The following is a 19,953-nucleotide window of genomic DNA, read 5'->3' on the forward strand; positions in this document are numbered from 1 at the left end:
AATAACTTCGCATGGCCCGCCAGGAGATCAATCGTTCAGGCGAGATGGAAGTCTTCGTGCAGGTGGTGGACTCTCAGAGCTTCTCCGCCGCGGCGCGGCGCCTGTCGCTCACGCCGTCCGCGGTGAGCAAGCTGGTCGCGCGGCTCGAGGCGCGGCTGGGGGCGCGTCTGCTGGTGCGTTCGACGCGGGGGCTGCACCTGACGCCCGAGGGCGCAGGCTTTCACGAGCGCGCGCGCGGCATCCTCGAGTCGATGGCCGAGGCCGAGCGTGAGGTGTCGCAGGCCTCCACGCCGCGCGGGCGAGTGCGCATCAACTCGAACGTGCCCTTCGGCCGGCGCTGCCTGCTGCCGTTGATGTCGGAATTTCTCGCGCGCTATCCAGAGATCTTCATCGACCTCGTGCTGACCGATCAGGTCGTGAATGTGCGCGAGGAGAAAACCGACATCGCCATCCGCACCGGCCCGCTCAAGGACTCGGGGCTCGTCAGCCGTGAGCTGGGCCAGAGCCGCTTCGCGGTGGTCGCTTCGCCGGCCTACCTCGAAGGCCGCGCAACGCTGGTGCACCCGCAGGACCTGGCCCGCCACAACTGCCTGGGCTTCGGCTTCATCCGCCACACACAGGTCTGGCCTTTCGTCGAGGCGGACGGCACACGCCTGTCGGTGGTGCCGCGCGGCAACATGCACGTGAGCGACGGCGAGACCATGCGCCAGCTGGCGCTCGAAGGCGTGGGCATCGCGCGGCTCGCGCGCTTCCACGTGGGCCGCGACCTCGACGAGGGGCTGCTCGTGCCGCTGCTCGAGTCTTTCAATCCCGGCGACACCGACCCGGTGCACGCCGTGTTCATCGGCCCGGGCAAGGAACTGCCGGCGCGGGTGCGCGCCGTGCTCGACTTTCTCTACGAGCGCGTCACGCTCGACGAATAGCGCGGCTCAGCTGCGTGCGTTCTTGAGCACCATCGGCGTGCCGGCGAGGAACGCGTCGACGCGAAAGCCGATCGTGCGATCGAGATCCTTCGGCACCGGCTGTTCGTACACCCACTTGCGAACGCCGATGTAGAACACGCTGGAGTGCATGGCCCAGACCAGCTCGAGCTCGTCTTCCTCCTCCTGTGGCGTCTTCGGATCGGGGATGCCGAAGCTGTGCCGCATCTCGGCGGCGATGACCTTGAAGTGCCGCTCGCGCAGGCGGCTGAGGTACTTCTGGTTGATGCCGCCGCGCGTCAGTCCGGCGAACATGAAGATACGCACCCATTCGCTGCGCAGGATGAAGCGCGCGTAGTCCTGCAGGTATCTCTTCAGGCGGTCGGCCAGCGGCACCGCGCGGTCGGCGAGCCACTCTTCCCATTCGGGGTTCCAGCGCCGCACGAAGATTTCCTCGTAGACGCGGTCCACCAGTGCGTCCTTGGTCGGGAAGTAGCGATACAGCAGCGGCTGCGTGATGCCCAGTTCCTTCGCGAGGTCGCGGGTGCTGGCCTCGAAACCGTGGCTCGCATAGAAGGCGATCGCCTTCTGGACGATCTGGTGCTCCCGGTCCTCCGGCGCGAGGCGCCGCCGCGCGGCCGGGGCGGCCTCGTCGGCGGCGGATGCGGTGCTCGTCGTGCGCATGGGCTTGCTGCTTTCGTTGGGTATTTTAATTATCGATTGAACATTAAATTGGCGGGTGGATGGCTCTCTGCATGGGCACGAGGAGTTCCCTGCCGCCCTGCATGTTAGGGGATCGCCCGGCGCTACGGCTTCCAGACACTCCATCCTCGTAGGTTCGATACAAAAGGCATCTCTAGCACCACGGCCTTTCTTTCTTCCCATCCATTGCAACCTAGGGAAAACGAGATGTCTCCATCGGATTCTTGCAAACTACTATTTATCAATCGATCATTAAAAGGATGCAAAAGATGCCCATCTCGCGGCTCGGTCACTACTCGGTGCGGACAGCGCAGCTCGCCGCGTCCGTGCAGTTCTATACGCGGGTCCTCGGCCTGCGCGAAGGCTTTCGCCCCGCGTTCGATTTCCCCGGCGCGTGGCTCTACAACGGCGACGACGAGTCCGACTACGGGGTGGTCCACCTCATCGGCATCGACGAACGCAACCCGTCGGGTCTGCGCGACTACCTCGGCGACAAGGCCGCGGCCAGCGGCACCGGCACGCTGGACCACCTCGCGTTCATCGCCACCGGCGTCGCCGAGTTCCGCAAGGGCTTGTCGCGCGAAGGCGTGGCCTTCCGCGAACGCACCGTGCCCGGCCTGCGCCTGCACCAGGTGTTCTTCGAGGATCCCTCGGGGGTCACGATCGAAATGAACTTTCCCGCGCACGAGGTCGCCTAGAGCCCCGGCGCCAGCCCTGCTGCCTTCCAGCTTCTGCCTTTCAACAAAACCGGAGACAAACCATGAACCCCACCTTCCAGCGCAACCTTCGCCGCGTCCTGCCGGCGGTCGCCTTCGCCGCCGCGGCCACCGCCGTCTCGGTATCGAATGCAGCCGAGACCTTCCTGCCCGCCTGCTACAAGCCCGCAGCCGGTGTCAGCACCACCGTGAGCTACCCGGCGCGCAAGGGGCCTTACCGCGTGGCGCTGGTCAACGGCCATACCGGCATCCCATGGCGCATGCAGATGATCCAGCAGACCCGCGCCTGGGCCGCGCGCCCCGACGTGGCCAAGGACATCAAGGAGCTGAAGGTGGTCAGCACCGGCGCCGACGTGGCGAGCCAGATCGCCGCCATCGACAACTTCATCCAGGCCGGATACGACGCCATCGCCTTCATCGCAGTGAATCCCAAGGCCTTCGACGCCGTGATCCGCCGAGCGAAGAAGGCGGGCACCGTGCTCGTGTCCTTCGACAACCCGGTCGACAGCCCGGACGTGCTGCGCATCACGCCCGAATGGGTCGAGTTCGAGGGCGACATCAAGACCCAGGCCGTGGTCGACCTGATGCCGGTGAAGAAGGGCAAGCTGCTCGAGGTGCGCGGGCTGCCCGGCAACTCCACCGACCGCGACCGCCATGCGGGCGTGCGCAAGATCCTCGACAAGTACAAGGACATCTCGGTGGTCGAGGTCACCGGCAACTGGGACACCGGCACCGTGCAGAAGGTGGTGGCCGACGCCATCGCGGTCAACGGCAAGTTCGACGCGGTCGTGTGCCAGCATGGCTGCCGCGGCGTCACCAGCGCCATGAAGGCCGCCAACCACCCGCCGGTGCCCGTGGGCGGCGACGCGGAGAACGGCTTCGTCAAGGCGTTGATCGAGCAGAAGATCCCGGGCATCTCGGTGTCGACTTCGCCGGGACAAGGCCCGGTCGCGATGCGCGCGGCCATCGCGCTGCTGCAGGGCCAGACGCTGCCCTCGCTGGTGAACCTGCCCACGCCGAACGTGCTGACGAAGGACATGAAGCCCGACGTCAACTACTTCCCGAACCTGCCCGACAGCTACGAGACGGTGTCGAGCTACGCGAGCTGCGGCATCAGCTTCACGCCCGACGAGATCAACAAGTTCAACCCGGACAACAACTGAGCAGGCCCCGGCCTGCAAAGCCAGGAGATTCCGAGTGAACAACGACTATCTGCAGCTCGTCGGCGTCAGCAAGCGCTACGGAGGCATCGCCGCGCTCAGCGACGTGTCCTTCAGCGCCGCGCGCGGCTCGATCCACGCCATCCTCGGCGAGAACGGCGCGGGCAAGAGCACGCTCATGAAGACGCTGGCCGGCGTGGTGCGGCCCGACGCCGGCGTGGTGCGGCTCGACGGCCGCGAGCTTCGCATGACGGGGCCCGCGCAGGCGCTCGACGAAGGCATCGTCTGCATCTTCCAGGAGCTGTCGCTGGTGCCGCACCTGAGCGTGGCAGCCAACATCTGCCTGGCGAATCCGCCGCGCAACCGGCTGGGCCTGATCGACCGGCACCGCCAGAACGAGATGGCGCGCGAGGCGCTCGCGCGCATCGGCTGCGACCGCCAGATCGACCTGCGCGAGCGCTGCATCGATCTGCCGCTGTCGCAGCGGCAGATCGTGGAGATCGCCAAGGCCGTGGTGCGGCGCCCGCGCGTGCTGATCCTCGACGAGGCCACCTCGGCGCTCACTGCGGAAGACGTGGAGAAGGTCATGCGCCTGCTGCGCACGCTGCGCGAGGAGGGCACCTGCGTGCTCTTCATCTCGCACCGCATGCACGAGGTCGACGCGCTGGCCGATACCTGCTCGGTGTTCCGCAACGGCGAGCACGTGAGCACCTTTCCCGCGGGCTCCAAGCCGCACGAGGAGATCGTGCGGCTCATGATCGGGCGGCCGATCGCACAGGTGTATCCGCCCAAGCCGCAGCCGCCGGCTGCCTCCGTGCGGCCCTACCTGCAGGTGAGTGGCCTGCGCTCGGGCACGCAGCTCAAGGGCGTCGAGCTCGCGGTGCGTCCCGGCGAGATCGTCGGCCTCGGCGGCCTCGATGGGCAGGGGCAGCGCGAGCTGATGCTGGCGCTCGCGGGGCTGCTGCGCGACGTGCGCGGGGACATCCGCATCGGCGAGCAGTCCACGCCGCCGAACGGGCCGCGCGGGGGCAAGCGCGAGGCCTACCGCATGGCGCTGATCCCCGAGGACCGCAAGACCGAAGGGCTGGCGCTGGGCCAGTCGGTGCACGACAACCTCGGCGTCTGCGCGCTCGACCGCATCAGCCGCTGGGGCGTGGTCGACCACGCCGCCGAGCGCGCGCTGATCGCCGACCTGGTGAAGACGCTGCAGATCAAGGCGCCCGACACGCGCGTGGCCGTCTCCACGCTGTCGGGCGGCAACCAGCAGAAGGTGGTGCTGGCGAAGTGGCTCGCCACGCAGCCGCGTCTGCTGCTGCTGATGGACCCGACGCGCGGCGTCGACGTCGGCACCAAGCAGGAGATCTACCGCCTGTTCCGTGACCTGGCCGCCAAGGGCCTGGCCATTCTTTTCTATTCGACCGACTGCGACGAGCTCATCGGCCTGTGCGACCGCGTGCTCGTGATGTACGACGGCCAGGTCCGCGCCTCGCTCGCGGGCGCGATGCTCACCGAAGAACAGATCCTCATGAACGCTATGAATCTCGGGCGCAGGGATGCGCCCGCCAACGACAGCCGGGTGCATGCCGCGGCCTGGGAGTGCGCAGCATGAAGTCCGCCTCCCTTCACCTGCGCCACCATGCGCGCACGCTGCTCGCGTTCGGTCTGCTGGCCGTGCTGCTGGTCGCCTTCCTGGCCATTCATCCGCGCGGCGCCTCGGCCAGCGTGCTCACCGCCTGGTTCAACCAGGGCGCGGCGCTCGCGCTGGTCGCCATCGGGCAGACGCTGGTAGTGCTCACGAGCGGCATCGACATCTCCATCGGCGCCATCATGGCGCTGTGCAACTGCGTGGCCTCGGTGCTCGTGCAGGGCGATCCCTTGCAGGTCGCGCTGGGCGTCGCAGCGGTCCTGCTGGTGGGCACCCTGTGCGGCGTGGTCAACGGGATGATCGTCGTCTACGCGCGCATCCAGCCCATCGTCGCGACACTGGCCACCGGCACCATCTACACCGGCGTCGCGCTGCTCGTGCGGCCCACGCCGGGCGGGGAGGTCGACGCAGGCCTGAGCGACGCCATGACCGGTACGCTGGGCGATCTCGTGCCCACCTCGCTGGTCGCGCTGGCGCTGGTGGTGCTCCTGGTGTGGGAGCCGCTGCGCCGCTCTCTCACCGGCCGCACGCTGTTCGCGCTGGGTTCTGCCGAGCAGGCCGCCTACATGTCGGGCCTGTCGGTCGACCGGGCCAAGGTCGTGGCCTATGCCACCGCGGGCCTCTTCGCGGCGATGGCGGGCCTCTTCCTCGGCTTCCAGACCGCCAGCGGCGACGCCGCCATCGGCCTGCCGTACACGCTCAACTCGGTGGCCGCGGTGGTGCTCGGCGGCGCGGCACTCAGCGGCGGCGTGGCCAGCGTGCTCGGCACCATCGCCGGCGCCTTCATGTTGCGCACCATCGGCAGCCTGATGTTCTTCACCGGCGTGCCGCCGCTCGCGCAGCCGCTGTTCGAGGGGCTCGTGCTGATCTGCGCCGTCGCGCTCGGCGCCACGCGCCTGCTGCGCATCCGCAACCGCCTGGAGATCTTCCGATGAGCACGCTCGCACCCAGTACCAATCTGCGCTCCCACTTCAAGACCCCCACCGGCGCCGTGCTGCTGGCGCTCGCGGCCCTGCTGCTGCTGGGCGGCACCCTCAACAGCCAGTTCTTCTCTCCGACCTACCTGCTGCTGCAGCTGCAGAGCGGTGCGTTCCTCGGTGTGATCGCCGCAGGTGCGACGCTGGTCATCCTGCTCGGGCACATCGACCTGTCGGTGCCCTGGACGCTGACGGTCGCGGCCACCGTCGGCACGGCCGTGACGCGCGCCGGCGGCGGCGCCTGGGCCGAGCTCGGCCCGCTGGCGGGCATCGCCGCCGGCGCTCTCATCGGGTTGCTGAATGGCGTGGGCGTGGCCTATCTGCGCATTCCGTCGCTGATCTGGACCCTGGCGGTCAACACCATCCTGCTGGGCGCGGTGGCCTTCTATGCCGGCAACACCGTCATATCGAGCGAGCCCTCGCCCGTCATGGCCGCGCTGGGCGCGGGCCGCAGCTTCGGCGTGCTGCCCAACGCGGTGCTGGTGTGGCTGGCGGTGTCGGCCTTCGTGGTGTGGGTGCTGCGGCGCACGTTGATGGGGCGCTACATCTACGCGGTCGGCACGCGCGAGGTGGCTGCCCACATGTCGGGCATCGACACCCGCCGCGTCATCCTCGGCGCCTTCGTGGCCTCGGGCGTCTGCAGCGCCATCGCGGGGCTGCTGCTGGCTGGCTACGCCGGGCAGTCGTACCAGCGCATGGGCGACCCGTTCCTGTTGCCGGGCATCGCGGCCGTGGTGGTCGGGGGCACCAGCATCCTGGGCGGTCGCGGTCGTTACAGCGGCACCGTGGCGGGCGTGCTGCTGATCACGCTGATGAGCAGCATGCTGTCGCTGATGCACGTGCCCGAGGCCGTCAAGCAGATCTGCTACGGGCTGGTCATCGTCGTCATGGTCGGCCTCTACAGCCGCAGACAGGGCGGCTGAGGTCGCGGCCCTTGCTGCTTTCACATCGAAAGGAATTCCATGTTCGACAAACGCGCACTCATCGTCGGCGTCACCGGCATAGTCGGCAACAACCTCGCACGCCAGCTGCTGGCCGAAGGCGGCTGGGAGGTGCTGGGCATCTCTCGCAAACCGCCTTCGGGCCTGTCGCGCGTGAAGCACGTCGCGCTCGATGTGCTCGATGTCGAGGCCACGCGACGCGCGCTGGCCGATGCTCGGCCGACCCACGTCTTCTTCTGCACCTGGACGCGCATGTCCAGCGAGGCCGAGAACTGTCGCGTCAACGGCGCGATGGTGCGCCACGTGCTCGATGCCGTGAGCGGCCCCGGTCAGGTCTCGGTGCGGCACGTAGCCCTTGTCACCGGCACCAAGAACTACCTCGGACCGTTCGACATGTACGCGCGCAACCAGCCCGAGACGCCGTTCCGCGAGGACCAGCCGCGCCTTCCGATCGACAACTTCTACTACGTGCAGGAAGACGTGGTGTTCGAGTTCGCCGCGCGCAACGGCTGGTCGTGGAGCGTGCATCGGCCGCACACCATCGTCGGCTACGCCGTGGGCAATGCGATGAACATCGGCGTCACGCTTGCGGTGTATGCCTCGGTCTGCAAGGCGCACGGACGGCCCTTCCTGTTTCCCGGCTCGCCCACGCAGCATGCGGGCCTCAGCGACGTGACCGATGCGCGCCTGCTGGCACGGCACCTGGCCTGGGCCGCCACAGCGCCCGCGGCGCGCAACGAGGCCTTCAACGTCGCCAACGGCGATGTGTTCCGCTGGAAGCGGCTGTGGAGCGTGATCGGCGGCTACTTCGGTCTCGAGGCCGCGCCGTATCCGGGCGAACAGGTGCCGCTGAAGCAGCAGATGGCCGACATGGCGCCGCTGTGGAGCGGCCTCGTGCAGGCGCATCGCCTGCAGCCGCACGGCATCGACGAGCTGGCCTCGGCCTGGCACACCGACCTCGACCTGGGCCGCCCCATGGAGTGCGTCAACGACATGAACAAGAGCCGGCGCCTGGGCTTCCTCGGCTTCCAGGACACCGAGCGGTCGTTCCTCGACCTGTTCGACCAGCTGCGCCACGAACGAATCATTCCCTGAAGAGACAACCAACGGAGAACAACACCATGGACAACAGCTTGAAGGATCGCGTCGCGATCGTCACGGGCGCTGGAGCCGGCATCGGCCTGGCGACCACGCGGCAGTTTCTGGAGGCCGGTGCGCGCGTGGTCGCCGCCGACCTCGACACCTCGGCGCTGCAGGCGCTGGCTGGCGACGGCCTGCACCCCGTGAAGGCCGACATGCGCGACGCCGACGCCGCCGGGCAGCTCACGCGCGAAGCGCTGCAACGCTTCGGCCAGATCGACATCCTCTTCAACAACGCGGGCGTGGCGACCGCGCGCGACGGCTTCCTGAAGATCAGCGATGAGGACTGGCAGGCGACCTTCAACCTGAACCTCATGGGCTACGTGCGCATGAGCCGCGCGGTGCTGCCGCACATGCTCGAGCGCAAGCGCGGGGCGCTGGTGCACTGCGCCTCGGAGACGGGGCGCATCCCGCATCCGCTGTTGCCCGACTACAGCGTGTCGAAGGCAGCGATCCTGATGTTGTCGAAGATCCTCGCGACCGAGTTCACCGGCCAGGGCGTGCGCTCCAACGTGGTGTCGCCCGCGCATGTGCGCACCGCGCTGTGGGACCGCCCCGGCGGCTTCCTCGACTCGCTCGCCGCCAAGTACGGCTCGGGCCGCGAGGAAGCGGTCGACATCTTCCTCAAGACCGCGAACATCCCCTCGGGCCGGTTGGGTCGCCCCGAGGACGTGGCGGCGGCAGTGTTGTTCCTCGCCTCGGACCAGGCCGACTTCATCACCGGCGTGGAGCTCGCGGTGAACGGCGGCGTGACCAAGTTCGTGTGAGGAGCGCGGGCATGCAACGCTTCGAACAGCGCATCGTGCTCGTGACCGGCGCGGGCTCGGGCATCGGCGCTGCGATCGCACAGCGCCTGGCGCAGGAGGGCGCCGCGGTGGTCGTGGCCGATCGCGACCTGTCGGCCGCTACTGCCGTCGCCGCTTCGCTGGAGGCCAAGGGGCAGGGCGCATTCGCCATCGGGCTCGATGTCACGAGCAGCGACGACATCGCCGCCGCCATCGAGCGCATCCGCGCGCGGCACGGCCGGCTCGACGCGCTTGTGAACAACGCGGGCATCCACCACGGCGGCAGTTTCGAGGAGACCGACATGGCGCACTGGCGCCGGCTCATGGCGGTGAACGTCGAAGGCACCATGGGCCTGTCGCTGGCGGCACTGCCGCTGCTGAAGGCGGCGGGCCGACCGACGGCCATCGTCAATCTCTCCTCGATCTCCGGCCTGGGCGGAGACTTCGGGCAGGCGGCCTACGCCACGAGCAAGGGTGCCGTCACGCACCTCACGCGCAGCATGGCGCTCGACCTCGCGAAGTTCGGCATCCGCGTGAATGCGGTGTGCCCGGGCTCCGTGAGAACGCCGATGTTCGACGCCGCGATCGCGAAGCTCGACCCAGCCAAGGTCGAGGAGGCCTTTGCCAGGGCCTACCCGATGGGTCGCATCGCGGAGCCGGCCGAGGTCGCTGCTGCCGTGGCCTTCCTTGCTTCGGACGATGCCTCGTTCGTCAACGGCGTCAACCTGCCGGTGGATGGCGGGCTGACGGCGCACAACGGGGCGCCGCGCTTCGACGGCTGAAGGCGGTCAGCCGCTTCCTCCAAGAAATCTTCCTCCACGACAACAGGACACTTTATGGATCTCGGACTCGAGGGCGCACGCGCGCTCGTCACAGCATCGACAGGCGGCATCGGACGCGAAATTGCCCGCGCGCTGGCGCGCGAAGGCGCCATCGTCCACGTCAACGGACGCACCGCGCAGGCGGTCGACGCCGCGCTCGTCGACCTGCGCGAGAGCGCGCCCGGCGCGCGGCTCGAGGGGCTGGTCGCCAACAACGGCGATGCCCGGGGCTGCGGCGAGACCATCGCGCTGCTGCCAGAGATCGACATCCTCGTGAACAACCTCGGCATCTACGAGGCCGTGCCTTTCACGCAGACCACCGACGCTCAGTGGCTCGAGAGCTTCGAGGTGAACGTGATGAGCGGCGTGCGGCTGGGCCGCCACTACATACAGGGCATGCTGCAGCGGGGCAGGGGCCGCATTGTGTTCCTGTCGAGCGAGGCGGCCATCGTGCCCGCACCGGAGTTGCCGCACTACAGCGCATCGAAGTCGATGCTGCTGTCGGTCTCGCGCACGCTGGCGGAGCTGACCCGGGGTTCGGCCGTGACGGTCAACGCCGTCGTGCCCGGATCTACCCGCACCGAGGGCGTCCGGGCTTTCGTGCAGGAGCTGTTCCCGGAACTGCCCTACGAGGAAGCCGAGCGACGCTTCGTCGCGGAGAACCGCGGCACATCGATCATCGCGCGGCTCATCGATCCGTTGGAAGTAGCCGATCTCGTGGCCTTCGTGTGCAGCCGGCGCGCGAGCGCCATCAACGGCGCGGCGCTGCGCGTGGACGGCGGCATCGTCCGTTCCATCTACTGATGAGCGACGCACCTTCCTATCGGGCGCTGCCGCACGTGCCCTTCGCCGACCTGCTCGACTTCAGCGGCAAGACCGCCGTGGTGACGGGCGGTGGCGAAGGCATCGGCCTGGCCATCGCCCGGCGTTTCGCGGAGGCCGGCTCGCGCGTGGTCGTCGGCGATCTTCATCCAGGTCGCTGCGGCGAACTCGCGGCTGAAGGCTTCGACGTGCGCCATGTCCCCACCGACGTGACCGAACACGACCAGATCGAGGGCCTGCTCGATGCGGCGGTCGCCATGCACGGGCGCATCGACGTCTTCGTGAACAACGCGGGCATCTATCCGCTGCGCGCGATCGAGGAGATCGATGCCGCCTTCTGGGACCACATGTTCGCGGTGAACTGCAAGGCGATGTTCTTCGGCGCGCGGGCGGCGAGCCGGCGCATGAAGGCGCACGGGCAGGGCGGGGCGATCGTCAACCTGTCGTCGATCTGCGGCCACAAGCCCATGCCCAACCACTGCGCCTACGACGCATCGAAAGGCGCCGTGCTGGCGATGACGCGCAGCCTCGCGCTCGCCCTGGCGCCGCACGGCATCCGCGTGAACTCGGTGTCGCCGGGGCTGACCGCCACGCCGGGAAACCTCAAGCCGGAGCTGTTCCGCCAGCTGCAGGACAGCGGCGTGCTCGACAGCATCCCGCTGCGCCGGCAGGCCGAGCCTTTCGAGATCGCGAGCACGGTGCTGTTCCTGGCTTCGCCAATGGCGAGCTACGTGACGGGCACCGACTTGATGGTCGACGGTGGATGGTTCCTGCACGGCATCTGAGCCGCGCCACGCATTTCTTCTCTTCCTGCAACTCACTCACTTTTCGTCAACGACACATGAAAACCAAAGCCGCCGTCGCCTGGAAATCCGCAGCCCCGCTCACCATCGAAACCGTGGACCTCGAAGGCCCGAAGTTCGGCGAAGTGCTCGTCGAGATCAAGGCCACCGGCATCTGCCACACCGACTACTACACCCTCTCGGGCGCCGACCCCGAAGGCATCTTCCCCGCCATCCTGGGCCATGAAGGCGCGGGCATCGTGGTCGACGTCGGCCCCGGCGTCACCACCCTGAAGAAGGGCGACCACGTCATTCCGCTGTACACCCCCGAATGCCGCCAGTGCAAGTTCTGCCTGAGCCGCAAGACCAACCTGTGCCAGCTCATCCGCGGCACCCAGGGCAAGGGCCTGATGCCCGACGGCACCAGCCGCTTCAGCCTCGACGGCAAGCCCATCGCCCACTACATGGGTACCAGCACCTTCAGCAACTACACGGTGGCGCCCGAGATCTCCCTGGCCAAGATCCGCGAGGACGCCCCCTTCGACAAGGTCTGCTACATCGGCTGCGGCGTGACCACCGGCATCGGCGCGGTGATCTTCACGGCCAAGGTGGAAGCAGGTGCCAACGTGGTCGTGTTCGGCCTGGGCGGCATCGGCCTGAACGTGATCCAGGGCGCGAAGATGGTGGGCGCCGACAAGATCATCGGCATCGACCTGAATCCCGCGCGCGAGGAAATGGCACGCAAGTTCGGCATGACGCACTTCCTGAACCCGAAGGACCACGAGAACATCGTGGATGCGATCGTGCAGCTGACCGACGGCGGCGCGGACTACAGCTTCGAGTGCATCGGCAACACGAAGGTGATGCGCCAGGCGCTGGAGTGCACGCACAAGGGCTGGGGGCGCAGCATCATCATCGGCGTGGCGGAGGCTGGTGCGGAGATCAGCACGCGGCCGTTCCAGCTGGTCACGGGCCGCAAGTGGGAGGGCTCGGCCTTCGGCGGCGCACGCGGGCGCACGGACGTGCCGAAGATCGTGGACTGGTACATGGAAGGCAAGATCGACATCGACAGCCTGATCACGCACACCATGCCGCTGGAGAAGATCAACGAGGGCTTCGACCTGATGAAGCGCGGCGAGTCGATCCGCGGCGTGGTGCTGTTCTGATGGAGTTCGTGCAACAACTGCGGACGCTGGGCGAGCACCGTTGCTTCGGCGGCATCCAGCGCTTCATCGAGCACGACTCGCACGAAATCGGCTTGCCGATGCGCATTTCGGTGTTCCTGCCGCCACAAGCCGCGCTGGCCCGCGTGCCTGCACTGGTGTACTTGGCCGGGCTCACCTGCAACGAAGAGACCTTTGCGGTGAAGGCGGGCGCACAGCAGCTCGCGGCCGAGCTCGGCATGGCCCTCATCGCACCCGACACGAGCCCGCGTGGCGCGGATGTGCCGGGTGAGGCGGAGAGCTGGGACTTCGGTGTCGGCGCAGGCTTCTACCTTGACGCGACGCGGGCCCCGTGGGCCGCGCACTGGCGGATGGAGAGCTACCTGCTCAACGAACTGTTGCCGATGCTCGGCGACCGCCTGCCCATCGACACGCGGCGGGTGGGCCTCACCGGTCATTCGATGGGCGGCCACGGTGCGCTCACGCTGGCCCTGCGGCATCCGGGGAGATTTCGATCGGTGTCGGCGTTGGCGCCGGTGTGCGCGCCCACGCGATGCCCGTGGGGCCGCAAGGCGCTGGCGGGCTATCTGGGGGCGGACAGCGGGCACTGGGCCGAGCACGACGCCTCCAGCCTGATGTCTCGCCAGAAGGCCGCCCCCTATCCGCAGGGCATCCTGATCGACCAGGGCCTCGAGGACAAATTCCTCTCCGAGCAACTGCATCCGCATCTCTTCGAGGCGGCATGCCTCGCGGTCGGCCAGCCGCTCAACATGCGCCGGCACATCGGCTACGACCACGGCTACTACTTCGTGCAGAGCTTCATGGCCGACCACCTGAGGCATCACCACCGCATTCTTTTCCAACCCTCCTGACCTTCATCAACGAAAGAAGAAACCATGCCCAAGCTTTACGACTGCGACATTTCCGGCAGCTGCTACAAGATCCGCCTGTTCCTCAACATCCTCGATGTGTCCTACGAAGCGGTGCCCGTCGACTTCGTCAACAAGGAACACAAGACGGCTCCCTACCTCGCGCTGAACCCGTTCGGCGAGATCCCGATCTTCGAGGACGGCGATCTGCGCCTGCGCGACGCGCAGGCCATCCTGATCTACCTGGCACGCAAGTACGACAAGTCGGGAAACTGGTTTCCCGCAGACGCCAGGTCGCAGGGCCAGATCGCGCAGTGGCTGTCGACTGGCGGCGGCGAGATCATGAATGCAGCGGGCGCGCGGCTGGTGAAGGTGCTGAACTACCCGCTCGACCTCGAGAAGCTGCATGCCGGCGCGAACCGCGTGTTCGGCATCATGGACGCGCACCTGGCGAGCCGCGAGTTCCTGGAACTGGGCCACCCGACGATCGCTGATATTGCTTGCTTCCCGTACACGGCGCTGGCTGGCGAAGGTGGTATTGACCTTGCCCCGTATCCGAATGTGCTGGCATGGATCGAGCGAATGAAGCGGCTCCCGGGGTTCGTGGGAATGCCTGGTATCGCAAAGCCCTGATCCCCGGCAGGAGCTTCATGCTTCCGCATTCAGGTGGCATTTCGACGCCGAGCCGAATGATCCGTGCTCACGCGAAGCAGCAACGGAGCGTGAGGCGCCATGCCGTGGCATAGGCGGCTCGAGAGATGTGGCCATCTGCACCCGGCCTCTCGAGCGTCTCTCCGGATCGAGTGACGGAGCGGGAAGGCCGGCGTTAACCTGCGCTGGCCGCCTGGCGCACCTGGGCCATCAGCTGCTGCGCGACCGCCTCGAAGGGGTCAAGGCTCCGGTCGGCTCGGCTTAGCACCACCGCGCCTTCCGCCGAGGCGATCAGCATCATGGCGAGCGAGCGGGCCCGCGCCGGCGGGAGGCCACCCTTGTGCAGCAGATCCGTCAGACGCTCGCGCCAGGCGCGAAACACGGCGGTGGCGTGCGAGAGCAGCTCGGCTGAGTCAGTGGCCACCGTGACGGCCAGCACGGCGCAGCCGGCCTCGCACTGGGAGCGCGTGAGTACGGCGCGCCAGATCGCGAGGAAACGCTCGACCACCGCCTCGGCCGGTGCGCCGGCGATGGAGGCCATCGCGTCGGTCAGCACGGCGCCCGCGCGGTCGACGGCTGCGGCCACAAGCTGGTCTTTGCCATCCGGGAAGTGGTGGTACAGCGATCCGCGCGGTGCCCCCGTGGCCGCGAGTACCTCGGAAAACGACGTGGCCTGCAAGCCGCGCTGCGCCAGCAGCGCCATCGCCCCTTCGACCATGCGATCGCGTACGTCACCCGCCATGCCGTTGTTTCCTTGTTCGAGTCGGACTCACAAAAATCTATGACGGCCATCATAATTTGGACTGCTATGACGACTGTCATAATTTCAATCCGAGGAACACACCGTGCCCGTTCGCCGCCATGCCCTCCTGTCCATGACCCTGCCTCTGGCCCTTGCCGCCTGCGGCGCGATCCCCTCCACCTCTTCTTCACCCTCTCCAGGAGCTCCATCCATGACCATCGAACAGACCAGGCAGGCCATCATTGGCGACTGGATCAGCATCGCCCCCGAGATCCGCCCCAGCGCCCAGAGGGCCCCCGATGGCGCGCTCAAGCCCTTCTATCTGAAGCGCGAGTTCAAGGTGTTGGTGGGTGATCGTTTCGAGCTGGTCATCGCCAACTCGGCCGATCCCTACGGCAAGGTGCCGCTGGCGAAGATCCTGATCAGGGGGCACATGCACTGGAAGGGCGAGCATCCCATTGCCCCCGGCGCGCAGAAGGTGGACTTCGTGGCCGACGAGGCCTACGAGGTCACGCCCTTGCTGCAGGCCTTCGCCGATGTGCTCAACCAGGTCGCCGTCCAGGGTTACGCCAAATGGGAGGTGGGCCAGACGCAGAGCATCTTCGGCAAGAGCTTCACGCCCTTCGGCCTGAGCGCAGGCAAGAACTTCATGGAGTACGACTTGGTGTACGTCTCGCACGGCCTGCTGTTCTGGGGCGCGCGCAACGTAGACGGCCGAGGTTTCGACACCGAGCAGAACCGGCCAACCAATCTGCAGATCCCGCTGGCGCGCAAGTAGGGCCGCACAGATGGCCACCTCCAACGGGCCTCACCTCACGGCCGCAGCATGGCCTGCGACGCAGCAAGGGATGGGATGGAAGGGAGATGACGAGGCTTGCCAGAGTCACTTCCAGGTGGCGGAGGAGCAAGGGGGCGGCCGACACACGAGCCTGTGATCCTCGAACACATCCACCCATTCGCCACGCCAGGCGTCTGCCTATTGCGGCAGGAATGCGGGATTCGATGCGGGAAGCTCCCCGTCGAGCTCGCGTTCGTAGATTTCCAGCGGCTGCGGCACACCGAACAGGTAGCCCTGGCACAGGCCGCAGCCGTGGCGCACCAGGAAGTCGCGCTGCGCAGGCGTCTCCACGCCTTCGGCCACGATCTCCAGTTCCAGGCTGCGCGCCATGCCGATGATGGCCTGGATGATCGATTCCACCTTCGCATCGAGCCCGATGCGGTGCACGAAGAACTTGTCGACCTTCACCTGGCTCAGCGGCAACTGGGTCATGTAGGACAGCGACGAGTAGCCGGTGCCGAAGTCGTCCATGGAGAACCGGATGCCCAGCGCGGCGAGCGCTTCCATCTTCCCGATCGCGTCGGCCACCTTCTCGTGCAGCAGGCTCTCGGTGAGCTCCAGCTTGAGCTTGCGCGGATCGGCGCCGGTGCGCGCCAGCACCTGGCTCACCTGGTCGACGAAGTCTCCCTCGCGGAACTGCCGGGCGCTCACGTTGACCGAGAGCTGCAGGTGCTGCCGCTGCGGGTCATCGCGCCATGCCGTGAGCTGCCTGCAGGCTGTCTCCAGCACCCACAGGCCCAGCGGAATGATGAGCCCGGTGTCCTCCGCCACGTCGATGAACTGGCCCGGCAGCAGCAGCCCGCGCACCGGATGGTGCCAGCGCACCAGCACTTCCGCGCCCACCACCCGGTTCTCGCTGGTGACCTGGCTCTGGTAGTGCAGCACGAACTGCCGTGCCGCGATGGCGGCGTGCAGTTCGTTTTCCAGCGCGGCGCGTGCGGTGATGCGGGTCTGCATGTCCGCCTCGAAGAAGCGCAGCGCATTGCCGCCGTCCGCCTTGGCGCGGTACATGGCGATGTCGGCCTGCTTGAGCACCTCCTCGATCGAGGCTGCATGGGCATCGAACAGGCAGGCACCGATGCTGCACGTGCCGTGATGGTGCTGCGCGCCGAGCTGATAGGGCTGGTTCAGGTGCGCGAGGATGGCAGCGCCCACGGTCTGGGTTTGCGAGGTGGCCACCGCGACCTGGTCGCTCAGGTTCTCCAGGACGACAACGAACTCGTCGCCGCCCAGGCGCGCCACGATATCCCCCGCACGCAGACGACTCCTGAGCCGCTGCGCCACCTGCTTGAGCAGCAGGTCGCCGACATCGTGGCCGAGCGCGTCGTTCAGCGTCTTGAAGTTGTCCAGATCGAGAAAGAGCAGCGCGCACAGCCCCGGGTGCCGCGCGGCGTCGCCGGTGGCCTGGTGGAGCCGGTCGAGCAGCTGCCGCCGGTTGGGCAGGCCGGTGAGCGTGTCGTAGAAGGCCAGGTGTTCGATCTCGCGTGCCGCGCGCTTGCTCTGCGTGATGTCGCGCAAGATCACGATGAAGCGCGCGCAAGGCGCCTCGGTCTTGCCGGCGGGATCGTCGACCGTTTCATCGACTGTCTCGTCGACCGACTTTCGCGATGCCGAGATCTCGAACCAGGTGCGTTCGCCGTTGTCGCGTCGCTCGAACTGGCGTCCGGCCGAGTAGCCGTTGGCGTGGGCTTCGCGCAGCGCGGCCATCACGTGCGAGGCGGCCGCGGCCGGCAGCAGTTCCTGCAGGGTGCGGCCCACGGGGTTCTCGAGGCCGGCTGCGGGGAAGGGCACGCGCGGCGCGTGATGGCCGTGGCAGCGGCCCTCCAGGTCCACCTCGAGCAGCAGGTCGGGCAGGGCGTCTAGCGTGGCCTGCAGCTGCGCCTTGCTTTCGATGATGGCGGCCGTGTGGCGGCGCCTCTCGGTGATGTCGTGGTAGACGCAGACCAGGCCGCCGTCCGGCGTGCGGCTGCGCGTGGCGCGGATCACCTGGCCGTTCTTCAGCAGCGCCTCCTGCTCGGAGTGCGGCTGCGTCATCTGCGGCGCATTCAATGCCGACCAGCCGGCGGGCCCCCGGCCGTGCACCACATGCTGCGCGGTTTCGTCCATGATGCGCCGAAAGGGCAACTGCGGCGCGATGATCGATTCGGTCCACGGGAACATCGCGACGAAGCTGCGGTTCCAGGTGAGCACGCGGTGCTCGGCGTCCAGCAGGATGAAGCCATCGACCATGGATTCCAGCGCCTGGTCCTGCGTGGCCTTGGACCGCACCAGCTCCATGCGGGAGCGCCATTGCCGGCGCAGCTGGACATGGGTGAAGCGCGCCACCGCCACGATCATCAGAGCGGTGACCGCGCCGGTCCACGCGATCAGGTCCCGCTCGCGACGCCAGTCCCGCAGCGCCGCGCTCAGCGGCATGCTCGCCACGATCAGCAGGTTGCGGTGCAGCGTGGGACGGGCCACCACGATGGCCGGTTCGCCGCTCAGGCGCGCGGCCATGCGCTGCGGCTTGCCGTCGCTGGTCTGCTCGTGCAGGGCCGGCTCGATCTGCCGGCCACCGAGGTCGTCTCGCGGCGGCAGGCTCGCCAGGAGCGGGCCGGCGTCGCGTTCCAGCGTGACCTCCAGGTCGCGCACGCCGGTGCCCTGCGTCATGATCGTCGCGAGCAGCGACAGCTGCACCTCCGCCACCGCCAGCATGCGCGAGCCGTCCGCAAGCGTTACGGCGCGGGCGAAGTACAGCACCTTCTGCGAGGTCACCGGGCTGATGGCCGGCGCGCTGATCGCCAGTGTCGAGACGGGCTTGGCCAGCACGCTGTCCACGAAGCCCGGGGGCAGGGCGAGCGGCGCGGTGGCTGCCTCGTCGGACCGACGCGGCAGCCACCTGCCGCTCGCATCGACGAAGGCGACGTGGCGCACCAGCAGGTTCTGCCGCACCATGTTCTCGAGCAGCTGGTGCGGAGCGGGGCTGCCCGCGTCGTCGCCGGCGCTGGCGGCTTTCGAGCCGCGCAGGATTTCGTTGGCGCCCGCGAGCAGCATGTCGACGCTCAGCAGCGCGCGATTGAGTGCGGCCTCGGAGCCGGTCACGAAGCGGACCGTCTGGTTCTCGTGATCGGTGATGGCCTTCTGCCTGGCCTCCCAGACGATCACGGAAGCCACCGTTCCCACGGTGACGAGGAAGGCCAGTGCCACGCCATAGATGATGGCGGTGATGCGGCGGGGGAATCGAGGTGTCACTGTGCCGTAGCCCGGGCCTGGATGCCGACCACCGGTGCGAGCGTCTGGTTCCACGCCGTGGCGCACACCGGGCCGCAGCGCTGCACCCACCCGGGCAGCACGCGGGTCGCGAAGATGTCGCGGCGGCGGGCCTCGTCCTGCGGCGAGGGCCGCACGGCCAGCATGCGTCCCTTGGTGGGCCTGCTGCAGCCCGCGGCGCCCGTGTTGCAGGCGATGCCTTCCTCGGTTTCGCGCTCCGACTGGGCCCACACCGCGGTTTCCAGCCGCGGCAGCTCCTTGCGCAGCAGTGCCTGAAGGTCGGTCGGCAGCGCATCGAAGCTCTCGCGGTTGGCGGCGAAGACCGCCACGCCCCAGTTCAACGGCATGGCATAGAGCACGCTGGTCACCTGATGCAGGCCCAGCGTGTGCCCGGACATGGTGCCGGTGATGGCGCAGTCGGTGTTGCCCGATTTCATGTTCGTCATGATCTGCGAGAACTCTGTGTACACAGGCGTGCCGCCGAGCGCGGTGATGAAGTCGGCCTGCGTCGAGCTGGACACGCGTGTGCGCCTGCCCGCGAGGTCGCCGAGCTGCTGCATCGGCTTGCTGCAGAACACCACCTGCGCCGGATAGATGTAGACCGCCAGCACTTCCACGCCATAGCGTTCGCGCAACGCCTGCGACAGGTAGGGGCGGAATGCACCGACCACCCGGCGCAGCGTGGCGATGTCGGGGTTCAGCCCGGCCATGTCGGGAGCGCCGAGCTCCGGCAACTGGGTGGATATCTGGCTCATCAGCGCCGTGCCGAAGGGCACCACGCCCAGTTGCATCAGGTTCAGCATTTCCTGGCCGGGCACGCCGGCACGGTCGAAGGGCACGATGCTGGCGGTGTAGCGCCCGCCGGACAGCGCCGCGAGGTCGCGCGTCCAGAACTGCTCCTCCTGCCCCGTGTACTGCGTGACCCCGGCCAGCCCCCCGACGATACGCAGGCGCTGAACAGGCGCCGTCTGCGCATGGCACAGCGATGCGACGAACATCAGAAGCGCGACGAGGTAGGCCAAGGTGACGC

General features: G+C 67.8%; 19 protein-coding genes. 15 read left to right on the plus strand and 4 right to left on the minus strand.

Going from position 1 to position 19,953, the window contains the following annotated elements; translation table 11 throughout:
* The first annotated feature begins 11 nt into the window (after positions 1 to 11).
* On the plus strand, positions 12 to 923 hold the full coding sequence (locus ABL840_RS11545) for a LysR family transcriptional regulator (protein ID WP_093301089.1): 912 nt from the start codon (positions 12 to 14) through the stop codon (positions 921 to 923).
* A gap of 6 nt (positions 924 to 929) precedes the next feature.
* On the opposite strand, the gene ABL840_RS11550 is transcribed toward ABL840_RS11545, so the two are convergent.
* Positions 930 to 1,604: a TetR/AcrR family transcriptional regulator gene (locus ABL840_RS11550; RefSeq protein WP_093301088.1), complete on the minus strand. Its 675-nt coding sequence runs from the start codon at positions 1,602 to 1,604 to the stop codon at positions 930 to 932.
* A 287-nt stretch (positions 1,605 to 1,891) separates the two neighbouring features.
* On the opposite strand from ABL840_RS11550, the gene ABL840_RS11555 reads away from it, so the two are divergent.
* The 13 genes from ABL840_RS11555 to ABL840_RS11615 all read left to right on the plus strand — a co-directional run bounded on the left by ABL840_RS11555 (position 1,892) and on the right by ABL840_RS11615 (position 14,076).
* Positions 1,892 to 2,320, plus strand: a complete 429-nt coding sequence (locus ABL840_RS11555; protein WP_093301086.1) for a VOC family protein — start codon at positions 1,892 to 1,894, stop codon at positions 2,318 to 2,320.
* Between the two features lie 62 nt (positions 2,321 to 2,382).
* The gene (locus ABL840_RS11560; RefSeq protein WP_093301085.1) at positions 2,383 to 3,501 is read left to right on the plus strand and encodes a sugar ABC transporter substrate-binding protein; all 1,119 of its coding nucleotides are present in this window, start codon (positions 2,383 to 2,385) and stop codon (positions 3,499 to 3,501) included.
* Between the two features lie 34 nt (positions 3,502 to 3,535).
* Positions 3,536 to 5,107 carry a sugar ABC transporter ATP-binding protein gene (locus tag ABL840_RS11565; protein WP_093301083.1) on the plus strand — a complete coding sequence of 524 codons (1,572 nt, stop codon included), beginning with the start codon at positions 3,536 to 3,538 and terminating at the stop codon, positions 5,105 to 5,107.
* The gene (locus ABL840_RS11570; RefSeq protein ID WP_093301082.1) at positions 5,104 to 6,078 is read left to right on the plus strand and encodes an ABC transporter permease; all 975 of its coding nucleotides are present in this window, start codon (positions 5,104 to 5,106) and stop codon (positions 6,076 to 6,078) included. The genes ABL840_RS11565 and ABL840_RS11570 overlap by 4 nt, the downstream gene beginning before the upstream one ends.
* Entirely contained in the window at positions 6,075 to 7,043 is a 969-nt protein-coding gene (locus ABL840_RS11575) for an ABC transporter permease (RefSeq protein WP_093301080.1), read from the plus strand. Before ABL840_RS11570 ends, ABL840_RS11575 begins: the two co-directional genes overlap by 4 nt.
* A gap of 39 nt (positions 7,044 to 7,082) precedes the next feature.
* Positions 7,083 to 8,156, plus strand: a complete 1,074-nt coding sequence (locus tag ABL840_RS11580) for an SDR family oxidoreductase (protein WP_093301079.1) — start codon at positions 7,083 to 7,085, stop codon at positions 8,154 to 8,156.
* A 26-nt stretch (positions 8,157 to 8,182) separates the two neighbouring features.
* Positions 8,183 to 8,968: an SDR family NAD(P)-dependent oxidoreductase gene (locus ABL840_RS11585; protein ID WP_093301077.1), complete on the plus strand. Its 786-nt coding sequence runs from the start codon at positions 8,183 to 8,185 to the stop codon at positions 8,966 to 8,968.
* 11 nt (positions 8,969 to 8,979) lie between these two features.
* The gene (locus ABL840_RS11590) at positions 8,980 to 9,768 is read left to right on the plus strand and encodes an SDR family NAD(P)-dependent oxidoreductase (protein WP_093301076.1); all 789 of its coding nucleotides are present in this window, start codon (positions 8,980 to 8,982) and stop codon (positions 9,766 to 9,768) included.
* Between the two features lie 54 nt (positions 9,769 to 9,822).
* The gene (locus ABL840_RS11595; RefSeq protein WP_093301074.1) at positions 9,823 to 10,611 is read left to right on the plus strand and encodes an SDR family NAD(P)-dependent oxidoreductase; all 789 of its coding nucleotides are present in this window, start codon (positions 9,823 to 9,825) and stop codon (positions 10,609 to 10,611) included.
* Entirely contained in the window at positions 10,611 to 11,414 is an 804-nt protein-coding gene (locus ABL840_RS11600; RefSeq protein ID WP_093301073.1) for an SDR family NAD(P)-dependent oxidoreductase, read from the plus strand. The genes ABL840_RS11595 and ABL840_RS11600 overlap by 1 nt, the downstream gene beginning before the upstream one ends.
* 56 nt (positions 11,415 to 11,470) lie before the next feature.
* Positions 11,471 to 12,577 carry an S-(hydroxymethyl)glutathione dehydrogenase/class III alcohol dehydrogenase gene (locus ABL840_RS11605; RefSeq protein WP_093301071.1) on the plus strand — a complete coding sequence of 369 codons (1,107 nt, stop codon included), beginning with the start codon at positions 11,471 to 11,473 and terminating at the stop codon, positions 12,575 to 12,577.
* A gap of 17 nt (positions 12,578 to 12,594) precedes the next feature.
* Positions 12,595 to 13,446, plus strand: coding sequence for an S-formylglutathione hydrolase (fghA, locus tag ABL840_RS11610; RefSeq protein ID WP_418116355.1), 852 nt, complete (start codon positions 12,595 to 12,597; stop codon positions 13,444 to 13,446).
* 24 nt (positions 13,447 to 13,470) lie between these two features.
* A complete protein-coding gene (locus ABL840_RS11615; RefSeq protein ID WP_093301068.1) occupies positions 13,471 to 14,076 on the plus strand; it encodes a glutathione S-transferase family protein in 606 nt (201 codons plus the stop codon).
* A 193-nt stretch (positions 14,077 to 14,269) separates the two neighbouring features.
* Here the strand turns inward: ABL840_RS11615 and ABL840_RS11620 are convergent, their stop codons facing one another.
* Complete coding sequence (locus ABL840_RS11620) at positions 14,270 to 14,836, minus strand: TetR/AcrR family transcriptional regulator (RefSeq protein WP_093301067.1); 567 nt, start codon at positions 14,834 to 14,836, stop codon at positions 14,270 to 14,272.
* A gap of 211 nt (positions 14,837 to 15,047) precedes the next feature.
* Here ABL840_RS11620 and ABL840_RS11625 point away from each other — a divergent pair, with 211 nt between their 5' ends.
* The gene (locus tag ABL840_RS11625; protein WP_093301065.1) at positions 15,048 to 15,614 is read left to right on the plus strand and encodes a hypothetical protein; all 567 of its coding nucleotides are present in this window, start codon (positions 15,048 to 15,050) and stop codon (positions 15,612 to 15,614) included.
* Positions 15,615 to 15,812: 198 nt separating this feature from the next.
* Here the strand turns inward: ABL840_RS11625 and ABL840_RS11630 are convergent, their stop codons facing one another.
* Both ABL840_RS11630 and ABL840_RS11635 read right to left on the minus strand, forming a co-directional pair.
* Positions 15,813 to 18,905, minus strand: coding sequence for an EAL domain-containing protein (locus tag ABL840_RS11630; RefSeq protein WP_418116250.1), 3,093 nt, complete (start codon positions 18,903 to 18,905; stop codon positions 15,813 to 15,815).
* Positions 18,902 to 19,921: a TRAP transporter substrate-binding protein gene (locus ABL840_RS11635; protein ID WP_093301212.1), complete on the minus strand. Its 1,020-nt coding sequence runs from the start codon at positions 19,919 to 19,921 to the stop codon at positions 18,902 to 18,904. Before ABL840_RS11635 ends, ABL840_RS11630 begins: the two co-directional genes overlap by 4 nt.
* Between the last annotated feature and the right edge of the window lie 32 nt (positions 19,922 to 19,953).

The sequence above is a fragment of the Variovorax sp. NFACC27 genome (assembly GCF_048301545.1).
Taxonomy (GTDB): domain Bacteria; phylum Pseudomonadota; class Gammaproteobacteria; order Burkholderiales; family Burkholderiaceae_C; genus Variovorax; species Variovorax gossypii.